Annotated in this window: 18 protein-coding genes; 7 read left to right on the forward strand and 11 right to left on the reverse strand. The window is 61.8% G+C overall.

The annotated features are described in order from the left end of the window. Positions 1–66: 66 nt before the first annotated feature. Both IOD17_RS06235 and IOD17_RS06240 read left to right on the forward strand, forming a co-directional pair. Positions 67–2,118 (forward strand): FimV/HubP family polar landmark protein, encoded by a 2,052-nt coding sequence (locus IOD17_RS06235; RefSeq protein WP_233684202.1) that lies wholly within the window; start codon positions 67–69, stop codon positions 2,116–2,118. Positions 2,119–2,221: 103 nt separating this feature from the next. Continuing rightward, on the forward strand, positions 2,222–2,509 hold the full coding sequence (locus IOD17_RS06240) for a SelT/SelW/SelH family protein (protein ID WP_233684203.1): 288 nt from the start codon (positions 2,222–2,224) through the stop codon (positions 2,507–2,509). On the opposite strand, the gene IOD17_RS06245 is transcribed toward IOD17_RS06240, so the two are convergent. The 3 genes from IOD17_RS06245 to IOD17_RS06255 form a co-directional block, all read right to left on the reverse strand. Beyond that, positions 2,510–3,361: a DMT family transporter gene (locus tag IOD17_RS06245; RefSeq protein ID WP_233684204.1), complete on the reverse strand. Its 852-nt coding sequence runs from the start codon at positions 3,359–3,361 to the stop codon at positions 2,510–2,512. After that, a complete protein-coding gene (locus IOD17_RS06250; RefSeq protein WP_233684205.1) occupies positions 3,358–3,693 on the reverse strand; it encodes a tRNA-binding protein in 336 nt (111 codons plus the stop codon). The genes IOD17_RS06245 and IOD17_RS06250 overlap by 4 nt, the downstream gene beginning before the upstream one ends. 82 nt (positions 3,694–3,775) lie before the next feature. Further along, positions 3,776–4,528 (reverse strand): AraC family transcriptional regulator, encoded by a 753-nt coding sequence (locus IOD17_RS06255; RefSeq protein ID WP_233684206.1) that lies wholly within the window; start codon positions 4,526–4,528, stop codon positions 3,776–3,778. Between the two features lie 126 nt (positions 4,529–4,654). Between IOD17_RS06255 and IOD17_RS06260 the strand changes: the two genes are divergently transcribed. Both IOD17_RS06260 and IOD17_RS06265 read left to right on the forward strand, forming a co-directional pair. After that, on the forward strand, positions 4,655–5,473 hold the full coding sequence (locus IOD17_RS06260; RefSeq protein ID WP_233684207.1) for a UDP-2,3-diacylglucosamine diphosphatase: 819 nt from the start codon (positions 4,655–4,657) through the stop codon (positions 5,471–5,473). Beyond that, on the forward strand, positions 5,470–6,528 hold the full coding sequence (locus IOD17_RS06265) for a glycosyltransferase family 4 protein (RefSeq protein ID WP_233684208.1): 1,059 nt from the start codon (positions 5,470–5,472) through the stop codon (positions 6,526–6,528). Before IOD17_RS06260 ends, IOD17_RS06265 begins: the two co-directional genes overlap by 4 nt. Here IOD17_RS06265 and IOD17_RS06270 read toward each other — a convergent pair. Both IOD17_RS06270 and IOD17_RS06275 read right to left on the reverse strand, forming a co-directional pair. Continuing rightward, positions 6,521–7,909 carry an adenylate/guanylate cyclase domain-containing protein gene (locus IOD17_RS06270; protein ID WP_233684209.1) on the reverse strand — a complete coding sequence of 463 codons (1,389 nt, stop codon included), beginning with the start codon at positions 7,907–7,909 and terminating at the stop codon, positions 6,521–6,523. The two genes, IOD17_RS06265 and IOD17_RS06270, sit on opposite strands and share 8 nt — an antisense overlap. A 166-nt stretch (positions 7,910–8,075) precedes the next feature. Next, positions 8,076–8,393, reverse strand: coding sequence for an Mpo1-like protein (locus IOD17_RS06275; RefSeq protein WP_233684210.1), 318 nt, complete (start codon positions 8,391–8,393; stop codon positions 8,076–8,078). Positions 8,394–8,550: 157 nt separating this feature from the next. On the opposite strand from IOD17_RS06275, the gene IOD17_RS06280 reads away from it, so the two are divergent. Beyond that, the gene (locus IOD17_RS06280; protein WP_233684211.1) at positions 8,551–9,552 is read left to right on the forward strand and encodes an AraC family transcriptional regulator; all 1,002 of its coding nucleotides are present in this window, start codon (positions 8,551–8,553) and stop codon (positions 9,550–9,552) included. Between the two features lie 20 nt (positions 9,553–9,572). Here IOD17_RS06280 and IOD17_RS06285 read toward each other — a convergent pair whose 3' ends face one another. Together IOD17_RS06285 and IOD17_RS06290 are read right to left on the reverse strand one after the other, a co-directional pair. Beyond that, positions 9,573–11,027 carry a TrkH family potassium uptake protein gene (locus IOD17_RS06285; protein WP_233684212.1) on the reverse strand — a complete coding sequence of 485 codons (1,455 nt, stop codon included), beginning with the start codon at positions 11,025–11,027 and terminating at the stop codon, positions 9,573–9,575. A gap of 79 nt (positions 11,028–11,106) precedes the next feature. Beyond that, positions 11,107–12,561 carry a TrkH family potassium uptake protein gene (locus IOD17_RS06290; protein ID WP_233684213.1) on the reverse strand — a complete coding sequence of 485 codons (1,455 nt, stop codon included), beginning with the start codon at positions 12,559–12,561 and terminating at the stop codon, positions 11,107–11,109. A 151-nt stretch (positions 12,562–12,712) separates the two neighbouring features. On the opposite strand from IOD17_RS06290, the gene IOD17_RS06295 reads away from it, so the two are divergent. Then, positions 12,713–13,084: a YkgJ family cysteine cluster protein gene (locus tag IOD17_RS06295; protein ID WP_233684214.1), complete on the forward strand. Its 372-nt coding sequence runs from the start codon at positions 12,713–12,715 to the stop codon at positions 13,082–13,084. Positions 13,085–13,153: 69 nt separating this feature from the next. Then, positions 13,154–13,711, forward strand: coding sequence for a nitroreductase family protein (locus tag IOD17_RS06300; protein WP_233684215.1), 558 nt, complete (start codon positions 13,154–13,156; stop codon positions 13,709–13,711). Here IOD17_RS06300 and IOD17_RS06305 read toward each other — a convergent pair. The 4 genes from IOD17_RS06305 to IOD17_RS06320 form a co-directional block, all read right to left on the reverse strand. After that, entirely contained in the window at positions 13,686–15,020 is a 1,335-nt protein-coding gene (locus tag IOD17_RS06305; protein ID WP_233684216.1) for a sensor histidine kinase, read from the reverse strand. The two genes, IOD17_RS06300 and IOD17_RS06305, sit on opposite strands and share 26 nt — an antisense overlap. 65 nt (positions 15,021–15,085) lie before the next feature. After that, positions 15,086–15,508 (reverse strand): Spy/CpxP family protein refolding chaperone, encoded by a 423-nt coding sequence (locus tag IOD17_RS06310; protein WP_233684217.1) that lies wholly within the window; start codon positions 15,506–15,508, stop codon positions 15,086–15,088. 274 nt (positions 15,509–15,782) lie between these two features. Then, positions 15,783–16,460 carry a response regulator transcription factor gene (locus tag IOD17_RS06315; RefSeq protein WP_233684218.1) on the reverse strand — a complete coding sequence of 226 codons (678 nt, stop codon included), beginning with the start codon at positions 16,458–16,460 and terminating at the stop codon, positions 15,783–15,785. A gap of 4 nt (positions 16,461–16,464) precedes the next feature. After that, entirely contained in the window at positions 16,465–16,866 is a 402-nt protein-coding gene (locus IOD17_RS06320) for a translation initiation factor 2 (protein WP_233684219.1), read from the reverse strand. Positions 16,867–16,915 lie beyond the last annotated feature (49 nt).

Here is a 16,915-nt window from a genome sequence, read left to right on the forward strand (position 1 = left end):
TGGAAGCGCACGTCCTGGACGTGTAGTGGCGAGGGTCAAGGAGCGGATTCACCGGGAGCGTTTTTTATGGCAAAGGTTCGTCAACTGTTGATCGGCCTGGCATCCAGCTCGGCCCTGTATTCCGGGCTGGTTCCTGCCCTTGGCCTGGGCGAAATCACCCTGCATTCGGCGCTCAGTCAGCCGCTGGATGCCGAAATCGAACTGTTTGATGTGGGCGACCTGACCGCTGAGGACATGCGTGTGCGCCTGGCACCGGCCGATGTTTTTGCACGCTCCGGGGTAGACCGGCTGTATTTCTTTAACGACCTACGCTTCACCCCCTTGTTGCGCGATGGCAAGAGCGTGATTCGCGTGGTGTCGACCCAGCCGGTGCGTGAGCCCTACCTAAACTTTATTGTCGAAGTGGTGCGGCCCAGTGGTCAGCTCTACCGCGAATACACCGTGCTGTTGGACCCGCCCAGTTCGGCGGCCTATCGCAGCCTGGCGGCACCTGCTGCTGCGCCGGTTGTCGCCAGCGCTCCGCGCGCGGCAGCCGTGGAACGCGCCCGTCCTGCGGTGTTGCCGGCCGCACAACAGGGCAACAGCTACACAGTGGTCAGTGGTGACAGCCTATGGAAAATTGCCAATCGGCTGATCGTTGAGAGCAGCGGGCAGTCCTCTGTGGCGGCGCTGATGGACGATCTGTATGCGCTCAATCCGCAGGCCTTTATCAATGGCGACAGCAATCGCCTGCGTGCTGGGGCGCGTCTGTTGTTGCCGGACAGCCTGGCCAGTCCCGCGTTAGCGCCTCCTGCGCAGGCCGTTGCCGAGGTGGCCAGCCCGGCACCCGTGCAAGCGCAGACGCCGCCGGCCGGCAGCGTTGCACAGCCACTCGACCCGGCTGCCGAGCTGCTGACACAGGAGCAGACCCGGGTTGAGCAGGAGTTGGCCAGCCAGATCGCCGAGACCTTGCAACTGCAGCAGAGTCTGGCCGAGTTGGGCGTGCAGGTGCAGCAGTTGCAAAGCCAGATGGAGGCGCGTGATCAACAGATTGCGGGCTTGCAGGCCGAGCTGGCTGCCCGCCGTGCAAGTGCCGCAGCCAGCACCGCCGTTGCGCCACCCGCCGCGCAGCCAGCGCCGCAGGTTGCCCAGTCCGGCAATCATTGGCTGGCGATCATTGCCGGCTTACTGACGCTATTGCTGGCGGGTGTTGCCGGGCTGCTCTGGCGCAGCCGGAAAACTACTCCTGCCGCGCCTGTGCCTGCTGAACCGGTGCGCGCTGCGGTCATGCCAGCTGTGCCAGTGGCAACTGCTGTGGTCGTGCCCGCAGCCGCCGTGGCGCTCAATGTACGTGACGTACCGCGCGCTGGGCCGGTGTGGCCGGCAGCCGGTGAAGATGCGCTGCAGAGTGCCAATGTGTACATCGCCTACGGCCGCCTGAACGAGGCCGCCAGCACCCTGCGCAAAGCCTGGGAGGCACAGCCGCAGCGCAGCGACATCGGGTTTCGCTTGCTCGAAGTGCTGGCCTTGTTGGGTGATGCTCAGGGCTTTGTCGCCGAAGAAGCGCGGGTGCGGGCGTCCGGCTTTACCCCGGCGCGTATCGATGAACTGAAAGCGCGTCACACCGAACTGTTCAGCGCGCCGCCGGCCAGCCTGCTGGATGACGTGGTGCTGGAGCTCGATGAGGTCGAAGTGCCGGTGCTGGAACAAGCGGCCAATGATGGCCAGCTCAACCTGGATGATCTGTCACTGGATGCCGACTGGGATCTGGTCAGCCCCTTTGCTTCGGGCAAGGGTGCTGATAAGGCCGAGAGCAGCGAGGCTCCGGCCAAGCGCAAGACCTCGGACATCTTCGAGCTGTCAGGCAGCCGTGATGCGCGCAGCCCGTTTGCCGAAACCATGCTGGTGGAGGAGACCTCCAACGACGACTGGAATGTTGATGAGTTCAGCGCGGCTTTTCTGGAAGACCTCGATCCTTTGGCAACCAGCCGCAATACCCTGTCCAAGCTGAACATGGCGCTGGCCTACATCGAGCAGGGCAGCCTGGACAGCGCCTGCCAAATCCTCAACGAGGTGATCGACGAGGGGGATGAAGAGCAGAAGCAGGAGGCGCGTCAGTTGCTGGCCAAGATCGCCTGATTGCACAGCCCCTCAAACAACGCCCGCGAGCCCAGGCTGCGCGGGCATTTTTGTCTGCGCGCCATGGGGTATGATCGCCGCCAGTTTGCCCTGAGGAGCGCCCATGTCCAGTCCCAAAGCCGAGGTAGTCATCACCTATTGCACCCAGTGCCAGTGGCTGCTGCGCGCCGCCTGGCTGGCGCAGGAGCTGCTGTCGACGTTCAGTGATGACCTGGGCCGGGTCAGCCTGGAGCCTGGTACCGGTGGGGTGTTTCGCATCACCTGCGATGGCGTGCAGATCTGGGAGCGCAAGGCCGATGGCGGCTTTCCCGAGGCCAAGGTGCTCAAGCAGCGGGTACGTGATCAGATCGATCCGGCTCGCGACCTGGGCCATAACGACCGCAGCAATTGACTACCTGGCCATTCGTGCCGAGATAAAGATCGCGCTGACAATCAGCAGCCCGCCAGCCAGCATGCGCAGGGTTGGCACCTCGCTGAACAGCAGCCAGGCGAAGGCGATTCCGTAGATCGGCTCCAGGGCAAAAATCACTGCTGTGGTACGTGCCTTGAGCACCCGCAGGCTGGCCACGAACAGGCTGTGCGCCAGGCCCGTGCAGAAGATCCCGAGCATGGCCATCCACAACCAGTCCTGAGCCTGCACGCTGGGCAGCGTCGGCCAGGCCAGCGGCAGGAATACCAGCAGCACCGTCAGGTTCTGGTACAGCGCCGCCTGTACCGGCTCGATGCCACGGGTGCTGGCGCGGTTAAGCAGCGACAGCAGGGCGAACAGCAGGCCGGACAGCACCGCCCAGAGCAGGCCGCTGGTGGCCTGGCTGCTCAGGTCGAAATGCGGGGTGACCAGCACCAGGCCCAGGCACACCAGCGCCACCATGGTGTATTCGACCGGTCGCGTGCGCTCCTTGAACAGCAGCCCCTCGAGCAGCACGGTAAAGGCCGGAAAACTGGCAAAACCGAGAGTGGCGATGGCCACGCCAGAGATATGCACCGACTCGAAAAAACTCCACCAGTGAGCGCCCAGCAGTAAGCCTCCGAGGGCCAGCAGGGCGGTCTGGCGCGGGCCGAGGCGCACCAGGCGCGCGTTGCTGATCAGTTTGGCGAACAGCAGCAAGGCGGCCACGGCGAACACCGCGCGGCCAGCGGAAATCATCTGTGGGGTGGTGTTGGCCAGCTTGCCGAAGATGCCGGACAGGCCAAATAGCAGGGCGCCCAGATGGATTGCCCACAGTGCAGTACGTTGCTTCATGCCAGGCGCGCACCGTTGGGGACGGGATGTTCAAAGCTCGCCAGCACCACCTTGTTGTCGGCGTCGTACACGCCGGTTACCAGTACTTCTGAACGCACGCCGGCAATGCGTTTGACGGCAAAATTGCACACGCAGAGCACCTGGCGGCCGATCAGCTGGGCGCATTGGTAATGAGCAGTAAGCTGCGCGCTGGATTGCTTGATGCCCAGTTCACCCAGGTCGACCTGCAGTACGTAGGCTGGCTTGTTGGCTTTCTCATTGACCTCGGCCGACAGCACGGTGCCGACGCGCAGCTCGACCCGTTGAAAGTCTTCCCATTCGATCTGTTGCATCGCAGCGCTCCTCGGACTGATGGCTGCAGTCTAGGGCGCGACCGGGCAGAAGTCTGTCGCAGGACTTGCGGGGTTTGTCGCGTTACTCGCGGCGCAGGCGCAAGGTGCGGGCAGAGCGGCCGAACTGCCGGGTCAGCGCGGCAGTAAAGGCGCTCTGCGAGCTGTAGCCTACCCGTGCGGCGATTTCGCCAATCGCCAGGTTGCTGTTTTGCAGCAGTTGGTGCGCCAGCTGCAGGCGACGGCGGCGCACATAATCCATGGGGGTTTGTCCGGTTTCGCTGAGGAAGCGCACATGAAAACGCGCTGCTGACAGCCCGGCCAGGCGCGCCAGATCATCGACCTGCAGTGGATACGCCGCGTGCTGGTCGATATGCGCATCCAGTGCCGCCAGCGGCAGCGTGCTGCCGGTATGCGCCGGGCTATCGCCGTTGGCCAGGCTGGCCAGGAGCAGCGCTGCGCCTTGCTGAGCGATCACCGGGTCATTGATTGGGCTGGCGGCCAGCCAACTGACCAGCTGGCTTTGCGCCGGGCTAAGGCTGACGGCCGCCGGTTTTTCCAGCAGGCGGCGGGTGGCGTCCAGGTGCCGGCCCAGTTGTTGTTGCAACCAGCATTCGTCCGGTACGTCGAGCACCAGGCAGTGGCTGCCGCTCTTGCTGCCGCAGGCGTGTTGCGCCTCGCTGGGCACCACGGCCAGGGTCTGGCGAGTGACCTGGCTGCCTTGGCCGGCCACTTCGAACTCCAGCAAGCCGCTCAGGCCGAAGACCAGTTGCGCGTGGTCATGGCTGTGGCTGAGCAGTTCATGGCTGTAGTGACGCAGCGAAAGCAGCGAGTGCATGGCGGACTCCTTGTTCAAGGGGCCAAGTCTATACCGGTTATGGCGTGTCACCGAATTGCCATGAATGTGTCATGGGTGCTTCACCGCTGCTGCGCAGACTCGAGCAAACCCAGCCGGAGGTCGTCCATGACCAGCGCTCAGCTCGCCAAGCCCAGCCGCAAGCAACGTGTCCGTACCTTGTGGATTTCCGATGTGCACCTGGGCACCCGGGATTGTCAGGCCGAACACCTGGCCGCCTTTCTCAAGCGCTACCAGACTGACAAAATTTACCTGGTCGGCGACATCATTGATGGCTGGAAGCTGCGCAGCGGGGTGTACTGGCCGCAGTCGCACAGCAACGTGATCCGCCGTCTGCTGACCATGAGCAAGCGCGGCACCGAGGTGATCTACGTCACCGGCAACCATGATGAGTTCCTGCGCCGCTATTCCAGCCTGATGCTCGGCAATATCCAGCTGGTCGACGAGGCCGAGCACTTCACTGCCGATGGTCGTCGGCTGCTGGTGATTCACGGCGATCAGTTTGATGTGATCACCCGTTATCACCGTTGGCTGGCCTTTCTCGGCGACTCGGCCTACGAGTTCACCCTGACCCTCAATCGTTGGCTGAATTACTGGCGTAGCCGCTATGGCTATGGTTACTGGTCGCTGTCGGCCTACCTCAAGCACAAGGTCAAGACGGCGGTGAACTTTATCAGCGACTTTGAGGAGGCCATCGTCCACGAGTGTGCCAAGCGCGGTTTCAATGGCGTGGTCTGCGGGCATATCCATCACGCCGAGATTCGCCCGATGGGCGAGGTCGAGTACATGAACTGTGGTGATTGGGTGGAGTCCTGCACGGCGCTGATCGAGCACCTGGATGGCAGCATTGAGTTGTATCGCCTGGCCGATGAGCAGGCGCGATTGCTGCAATCTCAGCCAGTTGCTGCCGCTGAGCCTGCTCTATGAGAATTCTGATCGTCTCCGACGCCTGGTCACCTCAGGTCAATGGCGTAGTCACCAGCTTGCAGGCGCTGATCAGCGAGCTGCGCGGCTTGGGGCATCAGGTCAAGTTGTTGTCGCCGGCTGACTTTCGCGCGTTGCCGTGCCCCAGCTACCCGGAAATTCCCCTAGTGTGGAACCTCTGGCAGGTGGGTGCAGCGATTCGCGGGTTTCGCCCGGACTGCGTACACCTGGCCACCGAAGGCCCGCTGGGCTGGGCCGCGCGGCGCTGGCTAAGCAAGCGTGGCCTGGCGTTTTCCAGCGCGATTCATACGCGTTTTCCCGAATATGTACACACCCGCTGGCCCTGGATTCCACTGCGCTGGGGTTATGCCTTTCTGCGCGCCTTTCACCGACCGAGTCAGGCGGTGCTGGTGACCACCGAACGCATGCGCGAGGAGTTTGCCGGCTGGGGCTTCAAGCGTCTGGTGTTGTGGCGCAAGGGCGTTGATACACGGCTGTTTCGTCCAGCCGAAACGCGGCCAAGCCCAGCCAATCCAGTGTTTCTGTATGTCGGGCGGATTGCGCCGGAGAAAAATATCGAGGCCTTTCTCGCCCTCGATCTGCCGGGCCAGAAGCAGGTGGTCGGCGATGGCCCGCAGCGCGAGGCACTAGAGGCGGCTTATCCGCAGGTGCGCTTTCTCGGCTACCAGCATGGCCAGGCACTGGCCGAGGCGTTTCAGAATGCCAGTGTGCTGGTCTTTCCCTCGCGTACCGACACCTATGGTCTGGTGATGCTTGAGGCTCTGGCCTGCGGTACGCCGGTGGCGGCGTTTCCGGTAGCGGGGCCGTTGGATGTGTTGCAAGTAGGCGTTAGCGGGGTCATGCATGATGACCTGCGCACAGCCTGCCTTGATGCTGTGAAACTGAACCGCGCGCGTTGCGCCGAGCTGGCGGCGCGGCAGTCCTGGCGGGCTTCGGCGCTGGAGTTTCTGGCGCAGCAGCCGCTGCTCGACGGTGAATTGTGCATGCCGGTTGCGCCACCGTTGGCCAGCGTCGAGCCTGCCCAACTGCTTACATGATGATCTTGTCGCGCAGCTTGTCAGCGGCCTGATTAAGCGCCTGGATCACCTTTTCCTTGTCGAAGTTCTGGATGCCGTTGGTGTCCAGGTACATGGAAAAGCCCGGCAGTTCGTGTTCGACATAGCTCGACGTGGCGCCCAGGTCGCGGCGGAAATCTACCACCTGGTAGATCTGCACCGGGCGGGTAAAGCCTTTGACGGTGATCTGGCCTTTGTCGCGGCACATGATCACGTCCTTGATCAGCGAATAGGTCTCGTGGGAAATCAGGATTTCCCCAGACTCGGCGGCGCTTTCCAGGCGGCTGGCAAGGTTTACGTCGCGACCGATGATGGTGTAGTCCATGCGCGTGTCAGCACCGAAGTTGCCCACGGTACAGTAGCCGGTGTTCAGCCCCATGCGGATTTCCAGTGGCTTGGTGATGCCCTGGGCGCGCCACTGCTGGCGTAGTACTTTCATGTGCTTGCGCATGGCGATGGCCATGGAGACTGCCGCCACGGCGTCCTTTTTCGCGCCTTTGCTACTCGGGTCGCCGAAAAATACCATCACGCAGTCGCCGACGAACTTGTCGATGGTGCCGCCGTATTTCAGACAGATTTTCGACATTTCGTTGAGGTAGGTGTTGAGCAGGTCGGTCAGGGCCTCGGCTTCCAGTTCCTCGGACAGCTCGGTAAAGCCCTTGATATCGGAGAAGAACACTGTGAGCTTCTTGCGCTGGGTTTCCAGGCGTACGCTCTTCTTGCCAGTGAAGATTGACTCCCACACCTGCGGCGACAGGTACTTGGCCAGGTTACGCGCCAGGCGTGCGGCCTTCTCCTGTTCGCGGCTGATTTCAACGCGCACCTGCGCCAGGCGCAGACCCTGTTGGTGCACGAAATAGGCGGTGATGCAGATGTAGAGGGTGGTAAAGGCGATGCTGACCAGTGCGACCAGCGCGGGAGTATGTACGTTGGGCGTGGTACCGATAAGCGCGAGGATAAAGACTGCACTGCTCAGGGCGATCAGGGCTGCCAGGCCGAGGTAACGCAGGCCGCCGATGACCAAAGCGCTGAAGGTCATGATCAGCAACGCCATGAGGCTGGGGACCACCGAGAACCCCAGCAGGGCAATGGCACCGCCACAGTGCAGGGCGTCGATAAACAACAGGCTGAGAGTGGTGCGCTGCGGGTGTTCACGCTTGAAACGCAGGCTCAGATGATGCGCCAGGTGCGGGTAGAGCAGCGCGTAGGGCACCATCCAGAGGATGTCGTAACTGAAATGCTGGGTATAGGTGCCGGCGGCAATGCTGGCCGCGATGGCTATATAGGCCAGCACGCGGGAGTAGTACTCACGCAGCGGCGGTGCCGGCAATGCAGAAAGTCGAGGAGCGCTTTTGACATTCATCCGATGGGGCTATCCCTACTACGTTCTCATGCACCTCTACCGGGTGCCTGGATTGCACGCCATGGCTGGCGTGCAAAATAGCCAGGGATCATAACCAAGCCCACCCCGCCCGCCAAGCGCGGCAGCCGAACGGCGCTGCGGCCTGAGCGGGCTGCAGTAATGGGCTCTAGAACTTGATGCGGCCAGTGAAGGCATCCTTGAGCATTACCCAGTCGCCCATCAGTGAGTAAAGCGGATAGTCGAAGGTGGCCGGGCGGTTCTTTTCGAACACAAAGTGGCCAATCCAGGCAAAGCCATAGCCAATCAGCGGAATGCTCAGCAGCCACAGCCACTGCTGTGTACCCAGGGCGTAGGCCAGCACACACAGTACCAGCAGGCTGCCGACATAGTGCAGGCGGCGGCAGGTGGCGTTGCTGTGTTCCTGCAGGTAGTAGGGGTAAAACTCGGCAAAGCTGCTGAAGCGCTCGCGGGTTTCAGTGCTCATCTGGGGCCTCCTCTTATTGTTTTGCGCGCCATCAAGGTTGCAGCGGTGGCGGCTTACTTGCAGTCTAGGTCGACTGACGCGCTGGGCCACTGACATTCAGTGCCAGTTTAGTATCCTTCCGTCGCCCTTCGACTCACTAATAAGAACTGAACAAGTCATGAGTGAACGTACCACTTCCTCCAGCTGGGCCTCCGGTATTGTCGCGGCACTGGAACTGGGCGGTGTTGATTGCCGCAGTCTGTTTGGCCAGTTGGGCCTCGACTATGCAGCGCTGAACAATCCCGATGCGCGGTTTGCCCAGGATGCCATGACCCGTCTCTGGCACCTGGCGGTTGAGGCCTCTGGCAACCCGGCTATCGGTTTGAACATGGCAAAAGCCCTGCGACCATCCTCGTTCAATGTGGTGGGTTATGCGGTGATGAGCAGCCGTAACCTGCAGGAGGGTTTTGCGCGTCTGGTGCGGTACCAGCGGATTATCGGTGAGGGCGCCGACCTGTGTTTCCACCCGACAGCCGAAGGCTATGAAATGCTCTTGGCGATTCATGGTGATCGCCTGCCTTCCGCCCGGCAAAGTGCCGAAGCCTCGTTGGCCTATTCGCTGGCATTCTGCCGCTGGCTGACGGGCAAGCCGCTGCGCCCGCGCCTGGTCAGCCTGATGGGCCCGGCGCCTGAGGACCTGCTGCCGTATCAGGAGGTATTTCAGTGCCCCTTGAAGTTCAACGCCGAGCGTTATGCGCTGTTGTTCGAGCGTGCCGATCTGGATGAGCCGTTGCCGTCGGCCAATGAGGCATTGGCGCAGCTGCATGATCGCTTTGCCGGCGATTACCTGGCGCGCTTTTCCGGCTCACGGGTGACTCACCAGGTGCGTCAGGTGCTGTGTCGTCTACTGCCTCAGGGCGAGCCCAAGCGCGAGGCCGTGGCCCAGGCGTTACTGTTGTCCGAGCGCACCTTGCAGCGGCGCTTGCAGGATGAGGGCACCAGTTATCAGCAGCTGCTCGATGACACCCGCCGCGAGCTGGCAGGTCAGTACTTGGGCCAGGCCAATCTGACCCTGCTGGAAATTTCCTACCTGCTGGGGTTTTCCGACCCGAGCAACTTCTTCCGCGCCTTCCGCCGCTGGTTTGACACAACCCCGGGTGAGTACCGCGCGCGTTTGTAATTACGTTCGTAAAGAGATTTTTAGTGCCGCCAGAACGCCGGCAACATCAGCACCAATACCGTCAGGATCTCCAGGCGCCCCAGCAGCATGCCGAAGGTCAGTAGCCATTTGGCGGTATCCGGCAGGCTGGCGAAGTTGCCCGCCGGACCGATAATCGGGCCCATGCCGGGGCCGACGCCGGAGACGGTGCTGGCCGCGCCGCTAAGCGCGGTGATCCAGTCCAGACCGCAGAGGGTCAGGGCCAGGGCCAATACGGCAATGGTGATGGTGAAGAAGAATGAGAAGGTCAGAATCGAGCGGACGATGTCTTCATCCAGGTTGTGCCGGTTGTACTGCTGCTTGATCACCGCGCGCGGGTGTACCAGCTGCATCAGGTTGGCCTTGAGCAGGGTGTAGGCAACCTGGAAGCGGAAGATCTTCAAACCGCCCGCAGTCGAGCCCGAGCAACCGCCGATAAACCCCAGGTAGAAGAACAGCATGCCGGCAAAGCCGCCCCACAGGCTGTAATCGCCAAGGGCAAAACCGGTGGTGGTCATGATCGACGTGGTGTTGAAAGCGACGTGACGGATGGCTTCCAGCCAGTGCAGGTCAGTACTCAGGTAGTACCAGGCCCCGAGTGCCAGCCAGGTGCTCAGCAGAATGGTCAGGAAACCGCGCACCTGCTGGTCTCTTATCAGTGCCTTGTAATTGCCGCGCAGCATTGAGGCAAACAGCACGAAGGGTACGCTGCCAAGAATCATCAGGACGATGATGACCCAGTGCACGGCAGGTTCGCTCCACTTGCCCAGTGACTGGTCTGAGGTGGAGAAACCGCCCGTGGAGATGGCCGACATGGTGTGGTTGATCGCATCGAAGATGTTCATGCCCGCCAGCCAGAGTGCCAGACAGCCAATCAGGCTGATACCCAGGTAAGCGGCAACCATGTATTTGGCCACCATATGCGAGCGCGGCATGATCTTTTCAGAGCGATCCGATGACTCGGTCTGGAACAGGCGCATGCCACCGATACGCAGCATCGGCAAAATGGCCACGGCCATGGCGATAAAACCGATGCCGCCGAGCCAGTGCAGCACTGAGCGCCAGATCAGAATGCCCGGCGACATGCTGTCCAGCCCAACCAGTACGGTAGCGCCGGTGGCCGTGATGCCCGACATACTTTCGAACACCGCATCGGTCAGCCCCAGGTGCTGCGAGAACATAAAGGGCAGGGCGGCGAACAGCCCCACCAACACCCAGCTGGACACCGTCAGCAGGTACATGTCGCGTGGGCGCAGTTGCACATCCTTGGGTCGGCCCTGAACGATCATCGTCATGCCGGCAATGAAGGTGATCAGGCTGGACCAGAGAAAGGCATTGAGCTCATGCGGTCGGCCAAACAGCACCAGGGTCAGCATCGGGATGGTCATGCTGATGGCCAGTGTCAGCAGAAAGATGCCGTTGATAAACGAGATGATCCGTAAGGTCGGCCAAGCCATCTACGCGGTTTCCATTTCTGTAGACCAGGGGTCTAGGTGCAAGTCAGGGCATGCCGTTTGACGCGGCGTTCAGTGTGCATCAATGCCGCCAGAATGCGCGGGTAACCAGTACCAGTACGGTGAGAATCTCCAAGCGCCCGAGCAGCATGCCGACGGTCAGCAGCCATTTGGCGGAGTCAGGCAGTGTCGAGAAATTACCCGCTGGGCCAATGATCGGCCCCAGCCCCGGGCCCACGTTGCATACTGCAGTGGCCGCGCCAGTAAGGGCGGTGACCCAATCCAGGCCGATCAGCGCCAACCCCAGGGCGATCACGCCGATGGTGATGGCGAAGAAAAACGAGAAGGTGATCAGCGAACGGACGATCTCTTCATCGAGGTTGTGGTTGTTGTACTGCTGCTTGATCACGGCACGCGGGTGAATCAGTTGCTGCAGGTTGGCCTTGAGCAGCACATAAGCCACCTGAAAGCGGAAGATTTTCAGCCCGCCGGCGGTGGAACCCGAGCAGCCGCCGACGAAGGTCAGGTAGAAGAACAGCAGCACGGCGAAGCTGCCCCAGGTGGTGTAATCGCCTAGAGCAAAACCAGTGGTGGTAACCACCGAGGTGACATTCACCGCGACGATGCGAAAGGCGTCCAGCCAGCTGTTGTCCGAGTGCAGCCACAGCCAGGTGCCAAACACCAGCCAGGTCACCAGCAGAAAACCGAGAAAACCGCGTACCTGATGGTCTCTTATCAGCGCTCTGCGATTGCCGCGCAGGGTGGCCACATACAGGGTAAAGGGCAGGCCGCCGAAGATCATCAACACCACGGCTACCCAGTGCACGGCAGGTTGCGTCCAGTTGGCCAGCGATGAGTCTGAAGTTGAAAAGCCACCGGTAGAGATCGAGGCCATGGAATGGTTGATGGCGTCGAAGGGCGTCATGCCGGCAGCCCAGAAGGCCAGAAAGCCCAGCAGCGTCAGACCCAGGTAGACAAACAGGATGTACTTGGCCGCCATGTGCGAGCGCGGCATGACCTTCTCGCCCCAGTCGGAAGATTCCGTCTGGAACAGGCGCATGCCACCAACCCGCAGCAGTGGCAGGATCGCCACGGCCATGCCGATAAAGCCGATGCCGCCCAGCCAGTGCAGCATTGAACGCCAGATCAGCAGGCCCGGTGATGCCTTGTCCAGCCCGACCAGAATGGTGGAGCCAGTGGTGGTGACCCCGGACATGGTTTCGAAAAAGGCGTCGGTGTAGCTGATGTGGTGAATCAGCACCATTGGCAGGGCGGCAAAGACACACACCACCAGCCAGCTGCCGGTGGTCAGCAGGTACATGTCCCGAGGGCGCAGCTGCGCGTCTTTGGGGCGCCCTGGAATGATCATGGCGATGCCGGCGACGGCGGTTACCAGGCTCGACCAGAGAAAGGCACTGAGGTCATCCGTGCGCGAATAGAGCAGCAGCGTCAGCATGGGGATCAACATGCTCACGGCCAGGGTGATCAGGAAAATGCCGAGAATGAAAGCAATGATGCGCAGTGTCGGCAATGACATGGAGGCTGGCTCGGGCTCTGGGGCAAAGGGGCGTCATTCTACGCGCGCTGTAGCCGCTGTACAGCCGCCACATTGGGCGCTTTACAAGTGCTTGGCGCTGCATAGAATAGCCGCCAGGTGCCGGCCCTTGCCGGTTTCTGAGCCTTCCATCATGTCCGAAAGCAATCCTTGTCTGAGTTGTGGCGCCTGCTGCGCGTATTTTCGTGTGTCATTTTTCTGGGGTGAGTGCCAGTCGGCCGGCGGTTTGATGCCGGACGATCAGGTGGTGCTGATCACCCCGCACCGTGTGGCCATGCGTGGCACGGAAAGCAAGCCGGCGCGTTGTAACGCATTGCTCGGCGAAGTCGGCCAGGGGGTGCGTTGCACCCTGTATGAGCAGCGTTCCAGCACCTGCCGTGAATTCGAGGCGTCCTGGGCCAATGGCGAGCACAACCCGCATTGTGACGCCGCGCGTCAGGCGCACGGCCTGCCACCTCTGACGCCGCCGATCATGCCCAGCGTGTCGCCTGATCGGGTGGCCTGAGCCGGCGGATACCCGTCAGCCTTGCGCAAGCACTAGAATGGCCACCTGAATGAATACTTGAGGTGGCTGATGGACGCTCTTGATGCGCTGCTTAACCGTGTTTCCGCGCCGCGCCTGATTGCGCCGGCACCCGATGCCGCACAGCGTGAGCTGCTGTTCCGTGCAGCTTTGCGCGCTCCTGACCATGGACAGCTGCGCCCCTGGCGCTTTCTCACCGTGGAAGGCGAGGCACTGACGCAACTGGGCGAACTGTTTGCCAGCGCCTTACCCGCCGATGCCAGCCCTGAAGCCCTGGCCAAGGCGCGCGCCATGCCGCTACGGGCACCGTTGCTGGTGCTGGTGATTGCGCGGGTGCAAGCCAGTGCGAAAGTGCCGGCGCAGGAGCAGGTGCTGGCGGCAGGCTGTGCGGCGCACGCAATCCTGCTGGCGGCCCATGCCCAGGGCATCGGCGCGGTCTGGCGTACCGGGGATATGGCGTATAACCCACAGGTAGCGGCTGGTCTGGGCCTGGCGGCCGATGAGCAGCTGATTGCCTACCTCTACCTGGGTACTCCGGAGCGCGAATTGCGCGCGGTGCCCCAGGTGCAGGTCAGTGAGTTTGTCAGGGCCTGGCCAGCGGCTGAATAAGCGGTAAACGCAAGGTGGCGACAAAGCCGCCTTGCGCATGGTTGCTTAGCTCAAGCTGGCCGCCATGCCGCTCGGCAGCGCGGCGAGCGATGGCCAGTCCCAGGCCATGGCCGCTGCTGGTCTGTCCGGGCGCGCGGAAGAACGGCTCGCCCAGGCGACTCAGGTGTTCAAGCGCAGCGCCATGCCCATGATCGCGCACGCTCAGACACAGCTGCTCGCCTTCACGGCGGGCGCTGATTTCGATCGCGTGCCCCGCTGGGTTGAAGCGCAGGGCGTTGCGCAGCAGGTTATCCAGCGCGCGTTGCAGCATGTCCGGCCAGCCGTTGAGCTGCAGGCCGCTTTCCAGCTGAATCTCGATCTGTTGCTCCGGCGCGTCCAGGCGCGCGTCCTCCTGCAATTTGTGCAGCAGTTCGTCGAGGTTGATCGGCTGCGCTGCGCCTGGCTCGGCGTCGAGGCGGGCGAGGGCGAGGATTTCACTGATCAGCGCTTCCAGGCGATCACATTCCTGACTCAGGCGTGGCCAGTAGCTTTCCCGTGTGGCGGCATCGGCGCGTTCGGTCAGGGCCAGGGCAATGCGTAGCCGAGCCAGTGGCGAGCGCAGCTCATGGGACACGTCTCGCAGCAGTTGCCGCTGGCTGCTGATCAGGCCCTGCACACGCTCACCCATGCGGTTGAAGTCAGCCGCCAGCACGCCCAGTTCATCACGCCGTTCGGCCAGTTGGGCCAGGCTGTTCTGTTGATAGGCGGTTTGCCCCAAGTCATGTACGGCACCGCGCAGACGGTTCAGCGGGCGGGTAATCGACAGTGTCAGCCAGAGGCTGAACAGGGTCAGTACCAGCATGGCGATACCCAGAGCGCTGAGCGGCCACAGCAGACTGTCGCGCTGCCAGGCGGCAATTTCTGGCAGTGGGATGCGGTAGATCAGCAGGTAGGTTTCGCCGCTTTGCGGGCTGGTGTACTCGGCGCTCAGGCGGCGCCAGGGCAGGCGTTTTTCATTGCGGTGACGCGCTTCGAACGCCGCCGCTCGGGGTGGAAAGGTGCCCTCGACCAGCGGCTGGCCACTGTCATCGAGTACCTGCACGTCGATGCGGAACTTGCGTTTGCGTTGTTCCAGCAGGGCCTGTGCGGCACGTGGTCCCTCGCTCTCATAACGTTGCGTCCACTTTTCGGCAAAACGTTCCAGCGCCGGGTGCTGGCTGAGCAGCCAGGCGTCCTGATTGAGCATGCGCCCAAGCAGCATGGACAGTCCGGCAACCAGGGCGATCGCCAGCCAGAAACTGGCAAAGATGCGCCAGAACAGTGAACGCACGGCTATTCCTCATGCAAAAAACCGCCGAGCCTGTTGGCTCGGCGGCGGTGGGGTGGGCTTCAGGCTTAGTTGGCCTGCTTGTCCTTCTCGGCTTTCCAGGCTTTGAACTCGGCCAGTTCTGCACGACGCTCGTTCATTTTCTGCTGGTGTTCGTCGAAGGCTTTCTGTTGTTCGGGTTTGAGCAATGCGCGGATTGCCGCGTGCTGTTTGTCCTTGGCTGCCTTCAGTTCATCCTGCATGGCTTTCTGTTCAGCCGCTGGCAGCTTGCTCAGGTAGCGCTGGGTGATTTCATGGCGACCTTTCATCTGCTCGCCCATTAGTTTACGGATTTCGCGGTGTTGCTCTTTGCTCAGGTCGAGTTCTTTGAACATGCGGGCGCCATGTTCGCCATGGTGGCCGCCGCCGTGCCGTGGGCCACCCTCAGGCATGGCCATGGCCAGAGTTGGCAGCGTCAGGGCGAGCAGTGCAGCAGTCAGGGTCTTGCGCATGGTGTGTCTCCTTGTCTGAAACCGGTAAACACCGGATGAACCCAGTCTAGGGCGGTCAAGGTCAAGGGCAGTCAGGGCAAGGTAAAGCTTAGGTAAAGAGCGCGGTGCCGCGGATTTACTTAAAACTCTGTAAAACCTCGCGAGCTAGAGTCATGCAAGGCGCTACGTAGTAACAGCCTTCGGCTGTTCAAAACGGAGAGGAAGCGGAGTTTACTGGTGTAAATGAGCATTCCGAGCTGGTTTTTAACGCTGCAGGGCCGACGCGCAGCAGGTTTTAGACACTGTAGTAATAGCCGCGGCTACGCAGCGCCAGAATGCGCTGGCGCCCGTCGGCATGTGGGCCGAGTTTCTTGCGCAGGTTGCTGACGTGCATGTCCAGGCTGCGGTCATATAGGGTCAGCTTGCGGCCCAGAGCCAGCTGCGCCAGTTGTTGTTTGTCCACCGGCTCACCGGGATGTTGCAGCAGCGCTTCGAGGATGCGGCTTTCCGAGAGGGTAAGCAGTACTTCCTGCTCGCCCAGGGTAACGGTACCGCGGGCCTGGCTGTAGTGCAGGTCGCCGAGATCCAGCGGGCTGCTTGGACTGGCCGGCAGGCTGCGGCGTAACACCGCGCGCAGGCGGGCAGTGAGTTCGCGAGGATCACAGGGTTTGGCCAGGTAATCGTCGGCGCCCAGTTCCAGACCGAGAATCCGGTCCAGCGGTTCACCGCGGGCCGAGAGCATCAGTACCGGCAATTCCGGGTGGTTACTGCGCAGTTGTTTGAGCAGTTCCAGGCCGCTGCCATCGGGCAGCATGACATCCAGCACCACCGCATCCGGGCTGGATGTACTCAAGGTTTGGCGGGCACTGCTGCCATCATGGCAGGCGCTGACCTGAAAGCCTTCCTGGGTCAGCCAACTGGTCAGCAATTCGCAGAGTTCGACATCGTCGTCGATTAACAGCAGGTTACTCATGGGGTCAATTGAGCCACTCGCTACGGGAGCGCCGACCACGCCGCAGCACCGCGCCGATAATCACCCCCAGCAGGCCGGCTCCGGCGCCGATGGCAAACCACATCTGCTGCTCGCTGACCAGTGGTTGTGGTGCGCTGGCCTGGACTTTCTTCAGCTGGAGTTTGAGGCGCTGGTTTTCCTGGCGCAGACGCTGCAGTTGTACGGTTTCACGTTCACCGGAACTGCTTTGCAACTCCGCACTGAGGGCTTCGCGCTGCTCTTCGCTGAGTGCCAGGCGCTGTTCCAGATCATCGATTTGCGCCTGTACCGAGGTGGCTTCTGCCAGCGGTTGAGGCGGGCTTTCTTCGGCTAGGGCGATAGCCGGTAAGCACAGGGTCAAGAGCAGAAACAGCGGGCCTGGACGCATCGGAACTCCTATTTTTTAGTTGTTATCGGGTTGTTCAGCGAAGGAATGG

The sequence above is a fragment of the Pseudomonas anguilliseptica genome, assembly GCF_021375795.1.
Lineage (GTDB): Bacteria > Pseudomonadota > Gammaproteobacteria > Pseudomonadales > Pseudomonadaceae > Aquipseudomonas > Aquipseudomonas anguilliseptica_A.